13 protein-coding genes are annotated in these 21,559 nt (G+C 55.9%); 9 read left to right on the top strand and 4 right to left on the bottom strand.

Features of this window, described 5'->3' with window-relative positions:
* From Pla52nx_RS14910 to Pla52nx_RS14950, 9 genes are all read left to right on the top strand, one after another.
* A complete protein-coding gene (locus Pla52nx_RS14910) occupies window positions 1-1,143 on the top strand; it encodes a glycosyltransferase (RefSeq protein WP_146521728.1) in 1,143 nt (380 codons plus the stop codon).
* Window positions 1,140-2,315: a glycosyltransferase family 4 protein gene (locus Pla52nx_RS14915; protein WP_146521729.1), complete on the top strand. Its 1,176-nt coding sequence runs from the start codon at window positions 1,140-1,142 to the stop codon at window positions 2,313-2,315. Before Pla52nx_RS14910 ends, Pla52nx_RS14915 begins: the two co-directional genes overlap by 4 nt.
* Window positions 2,312-3,013, top strand: coding sequence for an acyltransferase (locus Pla52nx_RS14920; protein WP_146521730.1), 702 nt, complete (start codon window positions 2,312-2,314; stop codon window positions 3,011-3,013). The genes Pla52nx_RS14915 and Pla52nx_RS14920 overlap by 4 nt, the downstream gene beginning before the upstream one ends.
* Window positions 3,014-3,019: 6 nt before the next feature.
* On the top strand, window positions 3,020-4,912 hold the full coding sequence (asnB, locus tag Pla52nx_RS14925) for an asparagine synthase (glutamine-hydrolyzing) (protein ID WP_146521731.1): 1,893 nt from the start codon (window positions 3,020-3,022) through the stop codon (window positions 4,910-4,912).
* A gap of 994 nt (window positions 4,913-5,906) precedes the next feature.
* Window positions 5,907-6,749 (top strand): YdcF family protein, encoded by an 843-nt coding sequence (locus Pla52nx_RS14930; protein WP_197454844.1) that lies wholly within the window; start codon window positions 5,907-5,909, stop codon window positions 6,747-6,749.
* 8 nt (window positions 6,750-6,757) lie between these two features.
* Window positions 6,758-8,167, top strand: coding sequence for a VanZ family protein (locus Pla52nx_RS14935; protein WP_146521733.1), 1,410 nt, complete (start codon window positions 6,758-6,760; stop codon window positions 8,165-8,167).
* Between the two features lie 508 nt (window positions 8,168-8,675).
* Window positions 8,676-9,578 (top strand): PEP-CTERM sorting domain-containing protein, encoded by a 903-nt coding sequence (locus Pla52nx_RS14940; protein ID WP_146521734.1) that lies wholly within the window; start codon window positions 8,676-8,678, stop codon window positions 9,576-9,578.
* Window positions 9,579-9,829: 251 nt separating this feature from the next.
* Window positions 9,830-10,870 (top strand): FemAB family XrtA/PEP-CTERM system-associated protein, encoded by a 1,041-nt coding sequence (locus Pla52nx_RS14945; protein WP_231742204.1) that lies wholly within the window; start codon window positions 9,830-9,832, stop codon window positions 10,868-10,870.
* 300 nt (window positions 10,871-11,170) lie between these two features.
* On the top strand, window positions 11,171-12,271 hold the full coding sequence (locus tag Pla52nx_RS14950; protein WP_146521735.1) for a hypothetical protein: 1,101 nt from the start codon (window positions 11,171-11,173) through the stop codon (window positions 12,269-12,271).
* Window positions 12,272-14,075: 1,804 nt separating this feature from the next.
* Here the strand turns inward: Pla52nx_RS14950 and Pla52nx_RS14955 are convergent.
* From Pla52nx_RS14955 to Pla52nx_RS14970, 4 genes are all read right to left on the bottom strand, one after another.
* The gene (locus Pla52nx_RS14955; protein WP_146521736.1) at window positions 14,076-16,349 is read right to left on the bottom strand and encodes a hypothetical protein; all 2,274 of its coding nucleotides are present in this window, start codon (window positions 16,347-16,349) and stop codon (window positions 14,076-14,078) included.
* The gene (locus Pla52nx_RS14960) at window positions 16,346-18,622 is read right to left on the bottom strand and encodes a serine/threonine-protein kinase (RefSeq protein WP_146521737.1); all 2,277 of its coding nucleotides are present in this window, start codon (window positions 18,620-18,622) and stop codon (window positions 16,346-16,348) included. The genes Pla52nx_RS14955 and Pla52nx_RS14960 overlap by 4 nt, the downstream gene beginning before the upstream one ends.
* Before the next feature lies 1 nt (window position 18,623).
* Window positions 18,624-19,229 (bottom strand): sigma-70 family RNA polymerase sigma factor, encoded by a 606-nt coding sequence (locus Pla52nx_RS14965; RefSeq protein ID WP_231742206.1) that lies wholly within the window; start codon window positions 19,227-19,229, stop codon window positions 18,624-18,626.
* A gap of 1,144 nt (window positions 19,230-20,373) precedes the next feature.
* Window positions 20,374-21,504 (bottom strand): alkene reductase, encoded by a 1,131-nt coding sequence (locus tag Pla52nx_RS14970; protein ID WP_146521738.1) that lies wholly within the window; start codon window positions 21,502-21,504, stop codon window positions 20,374-20,376.
* Window positions 21,505-21,559 lie beyond the last annotated feature (55 nt).

The raw sequence follows: 21,559 nt of genomic DNA on the forward strand, positions 1-21,559 counted from the left end.
ATGTCAAATGATCTCCCAACGATTTGCCAAGTCCTGCATTCGCTGACGGTAGGCGGCGCTGAGGTTCTGGCGCGCGAGTATGCGGTCAACGCCGCTGGAAAGTTCAACACTGTCTTTGCGTGCCTGGACGAAATCGGCACGATCGGAAACGAGCTACTGGATTGCGGATACGTTGTTGAAAAGCTTGATCGGCGATCGGGATTCGATCACGCCGTGGCGAGGCGACTGAGGCGGTTCTGCTTGGATCACGATGTCGATGTGATACACGCACATCAATACACGCCGTTTTTCTATGCGTCGCTCTGCCGATTTCCGGGACGCCGCCCTCCAATTCTGTTCACGGAACACGGCCGACATTTCCCCGACACGCGACGCCCAAAACGGGTGTTTGCGAATCGCTTTTTGCTGGGCCGTCGTGATCACATCACGGCCGTCGGTAACCATGTTCGCACAGCATTGATTCAGAACGAAGGTTTTTCTGCGGATCGTATTCAGGTGATCCACAATGGCATCGATGTCGACGCGTTTCGATCGTCAGAGGCTGATAGGGCGACAGTGCGTGGGGAGCTAGGAATCATGGAGGGTCAAGTCGCCGTGTTTCATGTTGCTCGATTGAACCCGCTGAAGGATCACGCTACGGCGCTGCGTGCTTGGCAACGTCTGCGCGACGCCCCGCACATTCGACTGTTCTTAGTGGGGGATGGTGAGGAACGGCAAAGTATCGAAGCGTTCATTGGCGAGCACCGTTTGCATTCAACGGTTTCTCTGCTGGGACTGCGCGATGACGTCCGACGTTTGCTGCCAGCGGCCGATGTGTTTTTGCTGTCCAGCGTATCCGAAGGCATCCCGTTGACATTGATCGAAGCGATGGCAACCTCGTTGCCATGCGTTAGCACTTCAGTGGGCGGCATTCCTGAGGTGGTTGTGAATGGCGAAACAGGTCTGTTGTCGTCAGCGGGTGATGACATCAGCATCGCCGATCATATCCGCACGCTGGCCGACGATCCTGGCATGAGAAATCGGCTTGGAGATCACGGTCGACGACGCGCCGAGCAGATGTTCAGCAATGTGGACATGCACTCGCGCTACCACCACATCTATTCGCAGTTGTGTGCAGGTCAATCGATCAGGTGTCCACGATGAGCACTGCGACACTCGATTCCGCTAGTCCAGGAGCGACAGGTAGTGAACTGCCGTTCGTGTTGCACACACGCATCGTCAACGGTGTGGGAGGTGGTCCCGAAAAGACCATCTTGAACTCGCCACGTTACCTGCGTGCACTGGGGTATGACTCAGCGTGTCTGTACTTGCATCCTAGCGACGATCCAGGCATCCATCAGTTGTCGGAAAAGGCAATGGACGCGGGTGCGGAAATCATTGCTTGGCCGGACGGGGCTCCGATCGACTTTGACTTGGTGCGTCGCCTCGCGAAACTTTGCCGTGAACGCAAGGTGTCGATTTGGCACGCCCATGACTACAAGACAAACGTATTGGGACTGCAAGTGCGTCGTCACTGGCCAATGAAACTCGTGACGACGACACACGGTTGGGGCGTTGCCGGATTCAAGAACCAGCTCTATTCCAGTGTCGGAAAAGCATGTTTACCGTTCTACGATGCTGTGATTGCGGTGTCCGATGATCTGCAACGCAGCGCCCGACGTTGGCTTGTCCCTGCAAGTCGTGTGCACTTGATTCAAAACGCCATTGATACGGAGGCTTACAAACGACAGATTCCACGGTCGGATGCAAAGTCACGTCTCGGGATGTCGCCGGAATCTGGTTTGCTGCTGGTCGGCCTGGGACGTCTTTCGGCGGAAAAGGGGTTTGATCATTTGATCGATGTGGTATCGCAGGTGCGGTCACAGGGCCACCGCGTTACGCTTTGGATCGGCGGCGAAGGAAATTGCCGTGAGCCGCTGGAGCAACAAATCAAGAGTCTTCAGTTACAGGACTGTGTCAGATTGTTGGGGCATGTGGCCGATCCAAAGATGCTGTTACAAGCAGCCGACATTTTTGTGCTGAGCAGCACCAACGAGGGTCTCCCCAATGTCGTGCTCGAAGCGATGGCGATGGAAACACCGGTGATCGCAACAAGAGTCGCCGGAGTCCCGAAGTTGATTCGTGACGGTCAGGATGGTTTGTTGGTTGATATCGGCAACCGCCAACAGATGACCGATGCGATCACTCAGTTGTTGCTAGATCCGCTGTCACGAGATCGTTTGGCCAACCAGGCTCGCCAGCACATCGTGCAATCCTACGCCTTTGATCGACGGATGGATCATGTTGCCGCTGTCTACGATCGGTTGTTTCAATGAACGCACACGATTCGGACAATGGCGGAGGCACCGCACGCTCCGCCGATGTCAGGCGGACTGTTGCTCCAACCGCAAATGTGGGCATCAAGCGATCGGTACAATTCGCTTTTCTGATTCTCGCTTTGCCTCGATTGCTCTGTTATGGCATCACGAAACGTGTGATCGGTTCTCGAGCCCTTACGTCTTCATCGGAATCCATCGCGCGGGTTCCTGGATTGCGCGGTGTTTACCTGCGACAGGCTTTCTATCGCCAGGTTCTGTCGCAGTGCGGTCGTGATGTCTATCTTGGCTGGGGAAGCGTGTTTTCGATGCAGGAAGCAAGAGTGGGAGAACGTGCCTACATTGGTCGCAATTGCAGCATCGGGTATGCCGATATCGGCCAGGAAGTGATGCTTGCTGATGGCGTGCAAATCCTCAGCGGCGGACGAGAACACGATAGCACCGACTCTCAGCGATCGATGCATGATCAAGGCCAGACGTACCAGCAAGTACGAATCGGCGATGGTGCTTGGATTGGTGCCGGTGCCATTCTGATGGCCGATATCGGCGAACACGCAATCGTTGGCGCTGGCGCCGTGGTGAATCGTCCGATCCCCGCATTCTCAATCGCAGTTGGTGTCCCAGCCCGCGTGGTCAAAACGCGATTTCTAGACCCAGATTCTCATTCTGATGCCGCATCCCCAAATCAATCTACGTAACGCTCCATGTGTGGAATAACCGGCGCCACATGGATGGCGGATTGTCGTCCCGTCGACTCAAGCGATTTCGATCGCATGACCGACGCTCTGTCCCATCGGGGGCCAGATGGACGGGGCGTGCATCGCGAGGACTATCCTGATGGCTCCGGTATTTTGCTGGGCCACCGGCGTTTGTCGATCATTGACCTCGCCGGCGGTGCACAGCCGATGGCCAACGAAGACGACACGGTTTGGGTTTCGTTCAACGGGGAAATCTATAACTACCGAGAATTACGACCGGGATTGGAACAGCAAGGGCATCGATTCCGAACTCACTCGGACGGCGAAACAATCGTTCATCTGTACGAACAATACGGTGATGACTTCGTTTTGCATTTGCGAGGAATGTTTGCGATCGCTATTTGGGATCGCAAACGCAGACGCTTGGTCTTGGTGAGAGATCGTCTCGGTCAAAAACCGTTGGTTTACTGCCATCAAGACAACCGCTTGCTCTTTGCCAGTGAAATCAAGGCGATCTTGGCGATACCCGACGCGTCTCGTCAGATCCGCCATCAAGCCATTGATGAGTATTTGACGTATGGCTACGTCCCGCATCCAGGCACGATCTATCAGGGAATCAACAAATTGCCGCCAGCGCACTTGGCGGTCTACGAACACGGGCAGCTTTCCACTCGATGCTATTGGAATCCGGAACTGACACCCGACCCGACAGCCTCAAGTGATGATTTGCAGCAGAACCTGCGACAAGTCGTCGACGAATCGGTCCGCTTGCGTATGCGCAGCGATGTCCCCTTGGGCGCGTTTTTGTCCGGTGGGATTGATTCGACGATCATCACCGGTGTGATGCAGGAACATGCGGCGCAGCCGACCCATACCTTCACCATCGGTTTTCCAGTTGATGGATTTGACGAGTCTCAGTTCGCTCAAACGGCTGCTGATCATCTGAAAACCGAACACACGTTGATGGAGGTACAGCCCGATTCGCTGTCCCTGCTGGACAAACTTGTTTGGCTGTTTGATGAACCGTTCGCGGATAGCAGCGCTGTACCAACGTATTACCTATCCCAAATGACACAGCAACATGTCAAAGTTGCTCTGACAGGCGATGGCGGAGACGAACTGTTTGCCGGATACGACCGCTACCGGACCGTTGATCGTTTGGGAAATTTTGATCGTTTGCCGTCGCCGCTTCGAGCAGCGATCACGGGGCCGTGGCGGCATGTCATTCCGAGTGGTCCAGAAGTATCATTGAGGCGACGCCTCAAGCATCGGTTGGCAATCCTGCGCGAGCCCTTAGAAAAGCGGTACGTCAGTTGGGTGACTGGATTTTCGCAATCACGACGGCATTCGATGTATCAACCAGATGTGCAGCGGCAAATGTCATCGGAATCATCGCTTCAGTTCCTGGAGTCACTGCTCCGGCAAACCACTGGGATGCGGCCGGGCTTACGTGCGATGCGAACGGATCTGCGGTCTTATCTGCCCTGTGATCTGTTAGCCAAAGTCGACATCACCAGCATGGCCCACGGTCTGGAATGCCGGAGCCCTTTCTTGGACCACCACGTTGTCGAAGCGGCGGGTCGGTTTTCTTTTGCGGACTTGGATCGTCCCGGTCAGATCAAGCCGGTACTGACACAAACCTTCCAAAAGTATTTGCCCAAGAGTTTGCGTGAGCGACCCAAAATGGGCTTTTCCGTGCCATTGGATCGATGGTTCCGAAACGATTTGCAATCCTTCGCTCGCGACACGCTATTGTCCCACCAAGCTTTTTGCCACAACTACTTTCAGCCATCTGCGATCGAACAGATGTTGAATGAACATCAATCGAAAACATGGCGGCATGGAGACAGGATTTGGAGTTTGTTGTTTTTGGAGCTGTGGGGCCAGCAACAGGGTTAACGCGGATTATGTGAATGCGAGGGTCGGGGCGTGTCTGCGGACGTCACCAATTGGAACTGGCAAAATGTATGGCGGGGTACGCTATCGACTTGGAAAGTCGAGCGACGATAGTCGTTCGACTCTCCGAGTCGAAAACGAACACGATCACACGCCCAACCCCAAACCATACGTCCTCCAGAACCGTTTGACCCGTAGCCGAAGGCGTAGGAGGATGCGACGATAGTCGTTCGACTCTCCGAGTCGAAAACGAACACGATCATACGCCTAACCCCAAACCATACGTCCTCTAGAGCCGTTTGACCCGTAGCCGACGGCGTAGGGGGATGCGGCGATAGTCGTTCGACTCTCCGAGTCGAAAACGAACACGATCATGCGCCCAACCCCTGACCATACGTCCTCCAGAACCGTTTGACCCGTAGCCGAAGGCGTAGGAGGATGCGACGATAGTCGTTCGACTCTCCGAGTCGAAAACGAACACGATCATGCGCCCAACCCCTGACCATACGTCCTCCAGAACCGTTTGACCCGTAGCCGAAGGCGTAGGAGGATGCGGCGATTGACTTTGCGGTGCAATCCGGTTGGTGGCAGCGATGACGCCTGCGGCTAGTCGTTAAACGACGTGCACTGTCACCTCCTCCAGGGAATTTGGGGGAGGTCGAGCAGAGCCCTTTGGCGAATGCGAGGGACGGGGCGTGTCTGCGGTCGTCACCGATTGGAATTGGCAATCCGTTTGGCGGGGCACGCTTTCGACTTGGAAAGTCGAGCGACGATAGTCGTGACTCTCCGAGTCGATTGGATATGATGTGTCGTGTCTTCATGCCAAGATCACGCGTTGCGATGATAGCTATGTTGACGTGGCGGCACCTGCCGTCCCTTTGTCCTTAAAAGTTTCCACCGAGTTGCTTGTGTTGAAATGGTGGCGAATCGCGTCACCAGAACCCTTTTAGACTGCCATCTCCACCTCCAACACGTTGATCAAAGCCCACCTTTGCCAATGTCCCAAACACTACGAACGAGGATCAGCGTCGTGGTGTTCGCGACGATCTGGATTGGGATACCGGTCTACTCAGGGATCCGGTTCGGAACCAGTGGAGTCGAGAAAGTGTTGACGGCATTCGCCATGCCCGTCGGTCTCCTTTGGACTGCGATCAGCGTGACCGCGTTGGTGCAATTCGCGAGAGGAAAATCGCGAGACTGGATTGGGTATCTCCTCTTCTCCGCATTGCTCTGGCTAGCGGGGAATGTCGTGTTGGCCGGCAAGCTGAATCGTTTGATCGATCCGCCCGGAATGGATGCCCGTCCTTCAGACGACTTGCGTTTGACGCATGTGGTGTTGCTCGGTGGCAGTACACGGCTTGCGCCCAACGGGTTGCCGGAGCTAGGCAACGATGGCCAACGTCTCCTCTTGGCAGCGCAATGGATGCACAGTAAACGTGCCCAGCACCTGATCGTGACGGGCGGTTCGACTGTTTTTGCGAGAGGAGCAACGCCGTATGCGGAGCAGTCGGAGCAACTGCTGGTATCGATTGGAGTCCCGGCTGAATCGATCACGCAATTGGGCGGTCAGAATACGCGAGAGGAGATGCGTGAGCTGATGGCCTATTGCACCGACAACCATCTTACAACGGATCGCATCGGCTTGATCACCAACGCAGCACACATGCCACGAGCAATCCGATTGGCAAAACAGCTTGGACTGTCATTTGTTCCACTGCCTTGTGCCAGCCATGACGGCCTGGGGGATTGGGCGGCGATCAACCTGATCCCCTCCTACGTGGGCGTCAACGCGAACTCGAATGCCTGCTACGAGTTGATCGCCCGGTTGGCTGGGCAGTGAGTCAGTTAATGAGTCATTTGCCCAATCCATCGAGTCAGAATCCAGCAACGATTCGCCAACGACTCTGGATGTTGTGTGCTGTCGCGGTGGTATTATTGGTTTACGCCTCGCTCGTGCCTCTTCAGTTCCGTTCCATTCCATGGGACGAGGCATTGACAAGATTTCGCCAAACGCCCTGGCTGAACTTGAACGTCTATCAGCGTGCCGACTGGATTGCTAACGCCTTGGTAGTCATGCCGATTGGCTTCTTCGCGGCCGGTGCCCTCTTTTTCGACGCCCGCATCCGAATGGGTTCGATGCTCCTGATGCTGGGCGTCTTGGTGGGCGTGGGATTTCTAGTGATTGCCATCGAGTTTTTACAAATTTGGTTTCCGCCACGAACCGTCTCGCAAAACGACATTTTCGCTGGCTGGATGGGAGCAATCGCAGGACCCATCGCGTGGCCAATTCTTGGTGGACCTCTTCTTGCCACTGGATCGCGTATCGGCCGTGCACGCGTCACGCCGAACAACGCGTCGATCATTTCACAATGGATACTCGTCGGTTATGTCGTTGTCCTGGCGTTGTACTCCATGTTGCCATTCGACCTGATGCTGACGCGGTCGGAATGGCAGCTCAAATGGGACGCGGGAAAGCTTGTGATTTTGCCAGGAGCGGAGCTGCTTCGCCTGGACTCATGGCGAGCGTCAATCGGTACTGGACTGGGGTTGACAATGTCGGCCGTTCGCATCATTCCGGTTGGGTTCCTGCTCTTTTTCTGCCGCAACAACAGCCTCACTCGCTGGGGGCTGCTCGCCATACCGCTCTTGATTGAGGTCTTTCAGGCGCCGGTGTTTACGCGATTCAGCTCCATGACCGAAGTCGTCTTGGGTTGGGGAGGAGGACTTTTGGGGCTGGTTGCCGCTGGGCAACTGGGCATCCTGTTCCGGCTCAATCAACACCAGTGGCTCAGGGCGCTGATCGCTCTGGTGCTGGCTGCCGGAATCGCCGCCGGATTCTTGCTTCGGTTCGACCAGTTCGCGAACCGGGCCGAAGTTCAATCTCGGCTGGGGGAAATGTTTTCCCCGCCATTGGTTCGATACTACTGGGGGACAGAGTTTGGAGCTGGTTCCAATTTACTGGGCAAGCTCTTGGCCTTCGGGCTCCTGGGAGCGGCGGCAGCAAATGCTATCTCCGGATGTGAGGGAGCGACCACTAGGAGAGTTTGCTCTGTGACGGGCATTTTCGCGATCATTCTTCTCGGAATTGCTATCGAATCCGCTCAGTTGTTTCTGAAACCACTTGTACCAGATGCGTCAGACGTGCTGATCTACCTCGCGGGTGCTTGGCTGGGCTACAAGATGTGGGGGACGGGGCAATTGCTGCTCGCCCCCTGTCTTTCGGGCCTTGGGGCCAGTTGTAGACACATCGCTGAGTGAGAATTCACGCTAGTGCATCGACCAGTGAGGATTGGTTGGCCGGGTGGTGAGATGTTTCTGATTTTTCTGGGATTTGCCGAAAATGTCGATGGATTCAGCCACCTAGGGTTGCAATTGCATTCCTGAGAGGTGAAACTAGCGTCATGGTACACATCTCCCCCCCACTCCGAAAATCTCTCCAAGTCGCATTTGCGGCTTTGCTGTTGACGTTTGGACTGTGCTCAACCGCAGACGCTGCGTTTGAACTGGGGATTCATCAGCAGACGGCAAGTGCTGCATCGGTGGAAATGGGCAGTGACAGCCTTCCTCAACAACCCGTAGCCGAACAAGGATCAGATGACCTTCGGTCGATACAGGCATCAGAATTTGGTACCAGTGCTCCGTCAGGCGTTTGTTCAGATAATCTGATACTCACCCCCTTAGAGGTGGTTTGGCTGCACAAGTTTGAGGAAAAGGTGAAGCCAATTAGGATCCCAAAATATCTTGAAATGGTTCCTCGACGTTGCGCTTGATCGCTGACGTTTATTTCGGAAACAGAAAACCATTTTTTACAAAGTCTCTACACATGACAAACTTTAGAATCCTTTTTGTATTGCTCGTCGCGGCCGTTGCCGCGCCTGTGAATGCAGCATCTTTGTTGCCAACACTCGGTCGCGTTCTCGATGGTGGCGAATTCGATGCTCAGATCGATTTCGTTCGAACCGGTGTATCAGGCACCGCTACATTGGCCAATGCGGGGATTACGACAGCAGGCGACGACTTGATCGGTATTCTCTCTTTTGCCTCAGTCGGCAGTAACATCCCCTCGTCGACCGGCCCGCTTGGATCTGGTGGCTACGTAGCTGTTTTGTTTTCGGCTGACGTGAAAACGGCCACAAATTTCGGACCGTCCACATCGGGTTTTCTGCAGGCCGAGGGTAACCTTGGAACGCTGCTTTCGAACGTTGCGGGAGTAGGACCAACTGGAGCATTTGCTGCGTTGCTTACGAGTACTTCGGTTGACTTTGCGACTGCAGGTCTGGCTGGTATTAACTCATCTGCGGTAACTCTTGAAGCTTTGCTCGACATTACATCGCCAAGTGGAGAAATCGGCTATGGAGCCTTGCAAAACGGCTCAGACTTAGATTTTTTCTTCCAGGCAGCACTTACAGCCCAGCCAGCTAGCTTGCCAACTGGCCTCGGTTTCTTTGATGTCGCTGGCGGAAACGATTTGGTTTTTGGAAACAACAACAGCGTCGGCAATATTGCAGCAATCAATGGAGTCACCACCGCTGGAACCAAGTCGCTGGGCGGCTCGATTTTGGCTCAGTTGAACCCCGTGCCAGAGCCTAGCTCGATGCTTGCTGTTTTGGGTTGCTTGGCTGGGGTTGGGTTTGTTCGTCGTCGACGTTCGGAATCCGCTGCTGCTTAGTTGATCTTCTTGATTGACTCTTAGAACACTTTGGCGAGGCAGGTTGTTTGACCTGCCTCGCTTTTTTTGTTGATCATCCCCCACTCACAGAGACGGCTAATTTATTCCTGTTACGATTTCACCGTGAACCGATGGCGCTTCCCACGGGACTCAAAGGGTTGGGGCAGTAGCATTTGGCCCGCGGCTAGCGCCTTGCGGCTCACTAGATCAGTAGTCTCTCACACACTCCCTGTTTCGTTGGCTTGATTTCGGTGAACAATCTTTCTGTTGATGTTCGTGAACTGGATGGCCAATCGCCTACTCAGGTCTCCGGCGAATGTGACTTCCCGAAGCTGGCCGCTCATCATCCTGCTTGGGCTCCTGCCATCTGTCGGGGACTGTCGCATACAGGGTTCGTGATCACCGTTCGTGATGCCAGTGATGTCGTTGGGGTGCTGACGGTGGTGTTGGTCAAGGGGCCGATCTTTGGACGGTTTTTGGTTTCGTTACCGTACATCAATACCGGTGGAGTTTGGGCGCGAGATGAGCAGGTGGCGTCTCTGTTGGTCGATCGTGCTTGTGATCTGGCGGATAAATTGGATGTGAAGTACCTGGAGCTGCGGCACGAGGTGCCGGTGGAACATCCTCGGTTGAATTTTCGCAAGACCGAGAAGGTGCACATGCGGTTGCCACTGCCGGCCACCGACGAGGAACTCGACGCGTCGTTCAAGTCCAAGCTTCGAAGCCAAGTTCGCAAGGCGGATCAGTTTGATCACTCGGTTGCCTGGGGCGGCAAGGAGTTGCTCAATGAGTTCTATCACGTCTTTGCCATCAACATGCGAGATTTGGGCACCCCGGTTTTTTCTCGTCGATTGTTCGCCAGTGTGTTGGATGGTTTTGAGGGGGATGCCGAGCTGTGCGTCGTTCGCGGAGATGGACAGCCGCAGGCTGCGGCTTTGCTGGTGCACGCCGGCGGTGTGACCGAGGTCCCCAGCGCCAGTTGCTTGCGGTCGCAAAACCACACCGGTGCCAACATGTGGATGTATCGACATCTGCTCAGGCGTGCGATCGAGCGTGGGAGCACCCAGTTTGACTTCGGACGCAGCAGCGTCGGCAGCGGGACGTACAAGTTCAAGGCACAATGGGGCGCGGAGCCGGATCCGGCCGTTTGGCAGTACTATGTCCGCAAAGGATCGGTCGAAGCGATGCGACCCGACAACGCGGGGAATCAGAGGTTGATCAAGATCTGGCAGAAGCTGCCTGTTTGGTTGACGCGTTTGATGGGGCCGACAATCGTTCGCGGGATCCCATGATGGAGTTTGTACGTCAGCCTTTCCAGGCTGACATTTGATTGGGGTAGGTCAGGCTAGAAAGCCTGACGTACTTGGGGTAGGTCAGGCTGGAAAGCCTGACGTACTTGGGGGGGGAATTCTGGCGAATCCCATTACTGGACTCATTGTGATGACGGATGATGAAATGGCTTGCCGATGGTAGACTGCGTGATTCACTCCCGGGGGCATCATCGTGAATCTTGGTTATGATGCATTCTTCCACTTCGTTATCATCCGGGTTCGACTGACGTTCGCAGAAGATCGATTGCCAATAATTGCCCCGTGACACGACGAAAAAAACGAACGAGCACGACGACAACCGCCATTTTGTGGGATGCGCCTCGATGGTCGATCGTGGTCCAAAAGGACGGGCTGGAAAGCCGATTCGAGTTGACTCAGCCCTACGCGCGTGTGGGGTCACATCCGGGATGCGAGGTCACGCTGGAGAATACCCGTTTGCCCGACGTGGCGTATCTACTGTGCGCCTACGGACGACATGTCGAAGCTTGGCCGGTCGCTCCGATCTCGTTCCCCGAGTGGGGAAAGTTGCGACCAGGTGAGCCACTTCATTTGGGCGGCTACAGTGTCAGCGTGGACTTTGACCCGGAGTCTGGCATGCGAAAAACGTCCGCAGAACGCGTTTTCCCACAGCTGCAGATGGCGACCCAGCGAAAACGCGTGACGCTGAATCTGCATCGACCGGTCACGGTCATTGGTGCGGATCACCCAAGCGTGCTGAGACTTCGCGATGTTGGCATGCAAGTCTGCCACGGTGCCTTGATCGCCGACTCTCAGTCACTTTGGTATCTGCCGCTCTGCCCGGTGACACATCCATCCGCATCGGGCGAAACCATCGCGCAGCCGATCGCGTCCGGCCAGTATGCAAGTTTGGGGGACGTCTACATCGGTCTGGATGATGACGTGACCGTGCCATTTCCTGCGACTCGTTCCGCTTCATCCGAGCGTGATTCCGACGAAGATTCCGTGGACTTGGTCGAGCCGGTGAAGACGCCTGAAATGCTCGCGACGAAAGCCGATCTGGCGAGCAAAACCACTTCGTCGGACCATCTCGTGGATGGCGTGTCAACCGACACGGTGGTCACATCCCACCGACATCGTCGCCAAGCGGACTCGGGCACCGCGGTACCGATGAAAAGCGGTACGTCGCCATCACCACGCCCCGGCATGGACTTCGAAGCGGACGTGTTCGTGACCGATGTGACGCGACGAATGGTTCAAATCAAACGCAAGCAGACGACGAAGTATTGGTTGATCATGGGTGCCGCGTTTTGTCTGAGCGCGGCGATCGCAGTCGTCGTCATTCTCAAGATCTGGAGCACGATCCAAGCGACGCTGGACCCCGGGGTGCTGATCGGACGGTGAAACACGTAGCCGTGTCTCTCCGAGACACGAAATGCATGGCAAACGGATTTCGCATGGAACAACCGTTTGCATTGGCGGGCGAAACGGTTCCGCCGGCTTTCGACGTGGAACGTCGCTCGATCTTCCAGATCGATAGCGTGCGATGCATTCCGACCGGCTATCGTCCGAGACTTACTGCCACAATTTGTTCAACACCGTTGGCGTTGATGGATCGTGCTGATTGCGGTCCCCGGGGTGCGCTGCGCGACCCCGGGCTTTGTTGTTGAACGCCTTCGGCGTGATATGTAAATCAACGCCGTTTGAGTTGATCGATGGTTCCTTGGGCTCACGCCCAAGGCTTTAGGCCGGATTATTCACTCGACTCCCCACGGTCTTCGCAATAAGTTTGCACGAAACGGTCTACGCGGATTGGCACGAAAACAGTCTGCCCAGATCAGCCGCCACACGATAGAGAGCGTCCGGTTCTCACACCTGTAATCGGGAACCGGACGCTATCGCGTGCCGGCTGATGAATCATCCGGAATTCCTCCTGCGCCTTCGGCTGCGGGTCAAACACGTAGCCGTGTCTCTCCGAGACACGAAATGCATGGCAAACGGATTTCGCATGGAACAACCGTTTGCATTGGTGGGCGAAACAGTTCCGCCGGCTTTCGACGTGGAACGTCGCTCGATCTTCCAGATCGTTGGCGTGCGATGCATTCCGACCGGCGGTCGTCCGAGACTTACTGCCACAATTTGTTCAACACCGTTGGCGTTGATGGATCGTGCTGATTGCGGTCCCCGGGGTGCGCTGCGCGACCCCGGGCTTTGTTGTTGAACGCCTTCGGCGTGATTTGCAAATCAACGCCGTTTGAGTTGGTCGACGTTTCCCTGGGCTCACGCCCAAGGCTTTAGGCCGGATTATTCACTCGACTCCCCACGGTCTTCGCAATACGTTTGCACGAAACGGTCTACGCGGATTGGCACGAAAACAGTCTGCGCAGATCAGCCGCCACGCGATAGCGTCCGGTTCTCACGCCTGTAAGCGGGAACCGGACGCTATCGCGTGCCGGCTGATGAATCATCCGGAATTCCTCCTGCGCCTTCGGCTGCGGGTCAAACACGTAGCCGTGTCTCTCCGAGACACGAAATGCATGGCAAACGGATTTCGCATGGAACAACCGTTTGCATTGGCGGGCGAAACGGTTCCGCCGGCTTTCGACGTGGAACGTCGCTCGATCTTCCAGATCGTTGGCGTGCGATGAATTCATACCGGCGGTCGTCCGAGACTTACTGCCACAATTTGTTCAACACCGTTGGCGTTGATGGATCGTGCTGATTGCGGTCCCCGGGGTGCGCTGCGCGACCCCGGGCTTTGTTGTTGAACGCCTTCGGCGTGATTTGCAAATCAACGCCGTTTGAGTTGATCGATGGTTCCTTGGGCTCACGCCCAAGGCTTTAGGCCGGATTATTCACTCGACTCCCTACAGTCTTCGCAATAAGTTTGCACGAAACGGTTTACGCGGATTCGCACGAAAACAGTCTGCGCAGATCAGCCGGCACGCGATAGCGTCCGGTTCTGACGCCTGTAATCGGGAACCGGACGCTATCGCGTGCCGGCTGATGAATCATCCGGGCTAGGCAGTCGTCGCTTCGGGACTGTCGATTCCTCCTGCGCCTTTGGCTGCGGGTCAAACGGTGGGGGACGTATTCCTCCTGCGCCTTTGGCTGCGGGTCAAACGGTGGGGGACGTACTTGGGGGGTAGGTCAGGCTGGAAAGCCTGGCGTACTTGGCGGTAGGTCAGCCTGGAAAGGCTGACCTACGTTAGGGGTTGCCGAGTGTTGTTTGGATGGCGTTTTGCAGGGCTTTGTTGTCGAGCTTGGGGATGGCTGATGCGATGACGGACCGTGTTGTGTTGGGGAGGAATGCCGTGAAAGTGCGGTCCTTTTCTGACGGTACGCCTAGGGCATAGCTGCCGATCAACTCTCCTTGTCCATTGAACGTGTATCCGATCGGCGCGGGTGTGGTGGGGCATTCGATTTCCAAACAATTCGGCCCGTTGATCGCACCGTATCGATTTTGTCCAACAGACACGACGACTTGCGATTGCCAAAATGTTTTAGGTGTGTGGTATCGCAGCGGGGGTAGATGGGGCTCGACGTTGCAGGAACCCGTCAATACCCGATCCCCGGCCGAGATTTCTTTCTCCGTCGGCGCCAAACGGACCACCGGCAACTTTGGCAATCCTTTCACGAGGTAAATCGCTGTCTTGCAATCCACTTTGCCGCCACTCTCCACCACTTCGACCGGTCCCGAACTGAGCACGTCAAAGGGATAGTGGGTCCGTTTGCCTGTGTCATCGCGGCTGGCGATCAAGCACGCGTAGCCATCGTCCATGTATTGGGCGATGGAATCAGGTCCCATCACCAGCGTTTCATCCGCGTGTTGAGCGACAACGACCCCCGTCAACACATAGACGCCTCCCTGCTGGCTGCCGATGTTGTCTTTCCCAGGATTGATGTAGCAATCAAAACGCACCAGCGAGGACGGATCGGTTCCGCTGCAATGCGGAGTGAGCCAATCAGCGGCCGTGTCGACGAACGCCGCCAAACGAGACTCGGTCAATAGTCCTGTTCGTGTACCAACCACCTGCCGGTCTTTCATCAATACAAAATGCGTTGCCGGCGGCGCGATGATTCGCGACCAAGCCGATTGTTCAAGCTCTATCAACGAAACATTGGCCGACTCCGCAACCGCTTGTGCGACCGGCAGCATTCGCTTGCTGTTTTCTGATCCGTCATTGAACATCACCATCGCGGTACCGGTCTCCGGAACCTCGTCCAGAAAGTCACTCCAGTTGCGAGTCGGTTGCGGCGGAGCCAATTGGATTGGTGATGATGGTCCGTCAAAGCTCGGCGATGAGGCTTGAGGCATATCCATCGGGTACGGTGATGGCGGATAGGCGGCCGATGGACCAGCAGGCGGCAATACCGGTGCGGGTGGTGAGGAACTTGATGTGGGGTTCAGGCTAGGACCCGCGGCAAATTTCATCAGGTCTGATTCCGACGCAAAGAGACTGATTTTCCAGCGTCCATTTTCGACTTTGAGTTTAATCGTATCGGTGGCACAAACCGTCAGGTGGATCGGGCGGGCTTTCTGAGTCGCGACCGCTTCGGTGCCAACAATCTTGATCGACCAATCGGAGTCCACGTTTAACTTGGGCGTACTCTCATCTTCCATCGCACTGGCTGCCGACAACATGACGGAACTGAATTGCCGCGTGTCGGTCAACATGCCACTGGATTTTCGCAGCAGTGTCATGTACTCCTCTGCGGAGAATTTCGGGGGTTGCAACGGCTGACCATCCGGTCGAGTTGCTCCGAGTGTGACCAGGAATGGCGGTGTCATGCTGCTCAAGGTACTCATGGCAGCGACGGCTTCGGGTGGCGGATTGGGACGCATGAACCGGTTCATCGTTTCCACAATCGATCGAATTTGTTGGCTGTCATCCATTGGTTGTTGGGTGGCTTCCATCAGCCCTAACATCGTTCTCATCATGGACATGGATTGCATCATCATGCCGGCAAACAACTCGGCACCGTCATCGGTCAGCAATTGCACGTAGGCCTCGTAGTCTTTGGCCTGTAACACTCGCTCCCATTCACTAATGAGCGTCTCAGGAGTACGAAAGGGTTTCGGGACATCCAGAATCGACTTGATCCGAATAGCAACGATTTGTTCGCCAAGTCCCCGTCTTGCTTGGACCCGCCGCCGGCTCTTCGCGATCTTCGTTTCCGCTTCGGCAAGTTGGGCCAACTGCAGTTGGGTCTGTAGCTCAAAGGCGGCCTTTACGGTTTCGGAGAGTTTTCCGACCAAACGTTCCATTTCCGCGAGATCCACCGTGTCATCAGAATGGCACAACAGGATTTGGACGCTGAGCTTGTTCGTTTTTTCTTCAAGCTCCGCGATTTGTTTCTGCAGTTCCGCGATGCTGTTATGATTGGATTCGATGTTGGTCGCGTGCTCGGCCGGTGATTGGGCGTGGCACAGTTGAGCGAACAGGCCGCAACAAAGGGCCATCATGATGACTCGTTTCATTCGTTTGACTCCGTGATGGCATCGATTTCTTGTGACAATTGTTGGACGGCAGAGCTGATCTCTGCGGGAGAAAGGTCGGATTCGCTGGGCCAGTTCCAGTTCAGCAGTGACTCACGTTCTGCATCCGTCAGCGCTTCAAGCTGTTCCAGAGGGACCGTGGCTGACTCGATTGTCGGGCTGGACTCGCGTGTGATGGAGAGCGGATTGAGCTTGGAATCGGTGGATGCCGTGTTGTCGGAAGTAGCGTTCAATGCTTCGTTGCCGAGTTTCCAATAGTGTTGCAACTCCGGCGGCAGGGATTCGCCATCGTGACTTGTCCCGTAGCGCGAAATCACCCGATAGTGAAACCACTGTCCTTTCTGCCAGATCTCAACGACGACAGGCGGATTGCTTTTGTGCCAACCGAGCACCGACGGAAAGGCTTTGGAGCGTCCTCCGGCAGTCATTGGCCAGGCATCGTCCCCGTTTCCGTCACCGCGTTGGGTCGACAGGGCATGCAGGTTGGCCCGGGATCGACCGTCGACGAGCTCATCCAAACGCACCCAAAACTCGTTGTCGAGCTGAAGCTGGATCTCGGGGAACGGACGAATCGTTGCTTTCAAGTGACCATCGTCGGTCACTGAATAGTCCGTGTGTTCACGTTCCGCGTCGATGTACTTTCGCCAAGTTTCGGTCAGCAAGTCATCCACTCGCGAGAGAGTGAAACTGTCGGTGTGGATGCGAAGTGTTTTTGCAAACCAGTCTGTCAAGCGAACCGTCTCGTCGGCTTCCCACACGAGATACTGATTCTTGTTCGCCACCGTGGTCGCCGCCGCTTGGGCGTGCTCGTCGTGACTGTGTTCACTTTCGCTGTGTTCACTAAGAATGGGGCCACCTTGAGCGGGATCATTGGCGACGCCGGGAATTTGACGAACGTTGGCGGTTCCATCAGGCGTGTCGTCGGGTTCAACCACAATGATCGTCTTGCCGGATTCGATGTAGATCGTGATCGCTGCCCAAGTGCAGATCCCGAATGTCGCTAGGCCGATGGCAGTCAGCCCGATGAAGAATGAACTCCGTGGACGACGCTGTTCGCCATCAGCACTGGTTGCCGGCTGATCTGCCCGTGCGTCATCACTCCACTCGGGCTGTGGCACCGCATTGGGCTGTTGCAAGTGCGCGTGCCAGCGTTGCAGCAACTCCGCGACTTCGCCGGCCGTTTGAAATCGATCGTTTGGTGATTTCGCCAACAGCTTCGTCACAATCTGATCCAGCCATTGCGGCACGTCCGCGTTCACCGCGCGAATGCTGCGCGGTTGATCGTTGACGATCCGGTTCAACACGCCCATCGTCGTTTCGGCGCGAAACGGAGAGCGTCCCGCGAGCATGAAGTAGATCAGGCTGCCCAAACTGAACAGATCACTGCGATGGTCGATCGGGTCTCCGTGAGCTTGCTCGGGCGACATGTATTGCGGTGTCCCCGCGATCACGCCGCTGCGGGTCATCGACGCGTCATCGATGGCTCGTGCCAAACCAAAGTCGGTGATCTGAACGCGCTCGACGCCGTTTTCCAACAGCACGTTGGCGGGTTTGATGTCTCGGTGCACGAGGCCTTGCTCGTGTGCGGCCGAAAGTCCGTCAGCGACTTGAGCAGCGATCCGAACGGTTTCGATGACAGTCAGCGGCCCGGATTCCCGCACACGCACTTCCACGCTTTGTCCCTCCACCACCGGCATCACCAAATACGGCATGCCGTCGTGTTCATCGACGGTTTGGATCGGCACCACATGTGGGTGAACGACCGCCGCGGCGCTCTTTGCCTCTCGTGAGAATCGTTTTCGGGCCGCAGCGCTGCAGGCGAGTTCTGGCGCGAGCACTTTGATCGCGGAATGGCGATTGAGCGAAGTGTCGTAGCCTCGCATGACGATGCCCATGCCGCCGCGACCGAGCAGCTGCATGATCTCATAGCGTGCGAATCGGCCGAGTGAATCGGGGTGCTCCGACGGCTGCAGAAATCGATCGGGCAAATACATACGCGATGGCTGCTCGTCTCCTGCATCGATCCCATCCGCTTCGACGCCGCCAACAATTGCATCGTTCGCGACGTCGTACTCGCCCGTCAACATCTCTGAGACTTCGTCCCAAGTCATCCCGCTGGTGGACAGGGCTTCCAACCGTGATTGGCAAGTTTCGCAGAACTCGACATGTTGGGTCACAGCGGCTTCGTCATCGCCGAGTCCGTCAAAGAGAAGTCGGCTGAGCGTTGTATCGTCGCAGTGTTTTCGTGCGATCATCTCATTCCCCTTCGTTCATGGTTTGTACTTCGCCGCGAATCCTTGCCAACACGCGGCATCTCGCCATCCGGATTGCTCCGGGCGTTCTGGCGAGTTGCTCGGCGACATCGCTGATCGATTGGCCATCAACGCTGGTTCGCCAGAACGCTTGCCATGTCTCCTCGTTGAACTGTGATTTGAGTTTGCGAGCGGCTTGCTGGAACCGGCCACGTCGATACTCCAGTTGGAACAGGGTGGCCGTGTGGCTCTCGTCGCTGGGGTGCTGCATCAGCATCTGCTGGACTTTGCTATCACCGCTGCCGATCGGCCCGTGCTTTCGCGAGTGCGGGCCGCGGGTCAGGTGATTCACCACCAGATTACGGGTGATGGTGAACAGCCAGCCGCGAAAGGAGCCGTCGGCATCGGGGTCAAAAGAGTCGATGGCTCCGTTGACGACGGCGAGCACCTGCTGCGCGAGATCTTCGGCATCTGCATGCTGGAGGCCTTTACCGCGAGCGACGCGGTAGACCAGCGGCCTGTACAAGCCATCGAACTCGGCCCATGCGTCCGACGCAGAGGGATCGTTCAAGCTGGCCAGCAGCGACAATCGTGTTTCTGGACCTTGCAAAATGTTTCTCCTACCAACAACACACAGCTCAACGCTGTTTGTCACAGACATTCTTGCATAAAACAGCAAACCCGTTGTTTTGTGTCGCATTTGATCCGCAGTCGCTCAACGTACCTGAGCGAATGACGCTACCCAACGCCGCAACGCGTTTTCGACCGTGATGGCGATTGAATGACCGTCGGATGCGCACTTTTGCTCGTCTGAGTGTTGTGTGTCGGCCAAGAGTGGGGCGCATAGTGGTGTTCGTTTTCGACTCTGAGAGTCGAACGACAATGTCGCTCGACTTTCCAAGTCGAAAGCGTGCGCTGGTAAACGTATTGCCAATGTGAAACGTTTTCTTGTGCAGACCGGCCCCCTCCCTCGCATTCGCCTAAACGGCTAAGCTCGACCTCCCCCAAGTTCCTTGGTGGAGGTGTCATGCGTGGCACCTCCACCGGCGCAGGAGACTGCTGATTTAGTCGTGTTGCATTGTGTCTGTGAGCCGATGGCGCTAGCCACGGGCTTCGAAGGGTTCCGTCAACACCATTAGGCCCGCGGCTAGCCCGGATTATTCATCAGCCGGCACGCGATAGCGTCTGGTTCCCGAGTATAGGCGTGAGAACCGGACGCTATCGCGTGGCGGCTCATATGCGCAGACTGTTTTCGTACCAATACGCGCAAACCGTTTTGTGCAAACGCATTGCGAAAACCGCAGTGAGTTGGGTGAATAATCCGGGCTAGCGCCTTGCGGCTCACTAAATCAGCAGTCTCCGCAGCTGAGGGAGGTCGGATCGAGCGAAGCAAGATCCGGGAGGGGGCAGTTCGAGGAGCAAACCGTGTGGGTGCGTTCAACCGGCGCGCGAGCCCCCGAACGCTCGTTCCCACGCTCACGCCTGGGAACGCACTGCCATGGAGGCTCTGCCTCGCGAAAATCAGCGTGGCGTAGAAATTGTTAGCAGATCGGCAGGCAGGAGCCTGCTAGTCATTGGGTTCCCAGGCAGGAGCCTGGGAACCAGTGCTGGCGATCAGCGAGAAGTGTCATTTTTCAACTACTAAAAAACTGCACGACCTCTTCCTTGGGGGAGGTGACACTTGGAACAAAAACATTGACAAAAATAACAGTGTCGATGCCAACCTTTTGACAGCCCAGGCTATCGACGAACGTTTAGCGTGACGTGCTGACGCCTTTCGGGCCGCTTTCGCGATAGGTCGGGAAATCGATGTAGCCCTGAGCGCCGCGTGAGTACCAAACGCGTTGCGGCGCAACATCATTCAGCTCCCAGCCATTCGCGAATCGTTCGACTAAATCGGGATTGCTGAGGTAAGGTCTGCCAAAAGCAACGAAGTCTGCTAGACCGTCTTTGATCACCTTTTCTGCTTGCTCTCGATCATATCCACAGTTGGCCATCAAACGTCCACGGTAGACTCCCCGGATGTCAGACAGCGTGATCGGCTCTCCGAGCTCGTGGAAGCCAAACGCGAGACCATCCAAGACATCGAGCCAAGCAAGCGGCACCTTGTTCAGCTGTTCGGCTGCGTACAAGAACGTTTCGCGAAAGTCAGGCGAGCCCATATCGTTGAATGAACCGTTGGGCGAAATGCGGACACCGATACGAGAGGCATCAAATACCTTTTGGCACGCATCGAGGATTTCTCGCAGCAATCGGAAGCGATTCTCAACACTGCCGCCATACTGGTCGGTTCGATGATTGGTTTTGGACTGCAGAAATTCATCCAGCAGGTACCCATTGGCAGAGTGGATCTCGACTCCGTCGAACCCGGCGAATTTTGCTCGCTCTGCCGCCTTTCGATAATCCTCGACCAACCGTGGAATTTCATCGGTTTTCAATGCACGCGGGATCTCGTGTGGTTTCTTGTGGCCCGACGGCGTATGGATGGCGTCGCCTTCGTGACGAATCGGCGATGGAGCAACGGGCAATGATCCATTGTGAAAATCACTGTGAGAAGCGCGTCCCGTGTGCCAAAGTTGCAAGAAGATTGGTGTTCCTTCTTTTTCATGCACGGCGTGGACGACTTGTTTCCAAGCGTCACCTTGTTGATCCGTCCATATTCCTGGTGCATGATTCCACCCGACGGCTTCTTGGGAGACAAAGGTTCCCTCGGTGATGATGACGCCTGCCGAAGCACGTTGTGCGTAGTACTGAGCCATCATCGAGTTTGCCGTCATGGTCGCACCCGCACGCCCGCGGGTCATGGGCGACATCACCACGCGGTTCTTTGCGGTCAGACCGCCCCATTGAAATTCAGAGAGTAAGTGGGGTGCAGGTTGCTTCATGCTTTTCTTCTTTGTAGTCAAGACGTCAAAGTGGAGTGGAGACGTTGGGGTGGAA

The organism is Stieleria varia (genome assembly GCF_038443385.1).
GTDB classification, from domain to species: domain Bacteria; phylum Planctomycetota; class Planctomycetia; order Pirellulales; family Pirellulaceae; genus Stieleria; species Stieleria varia.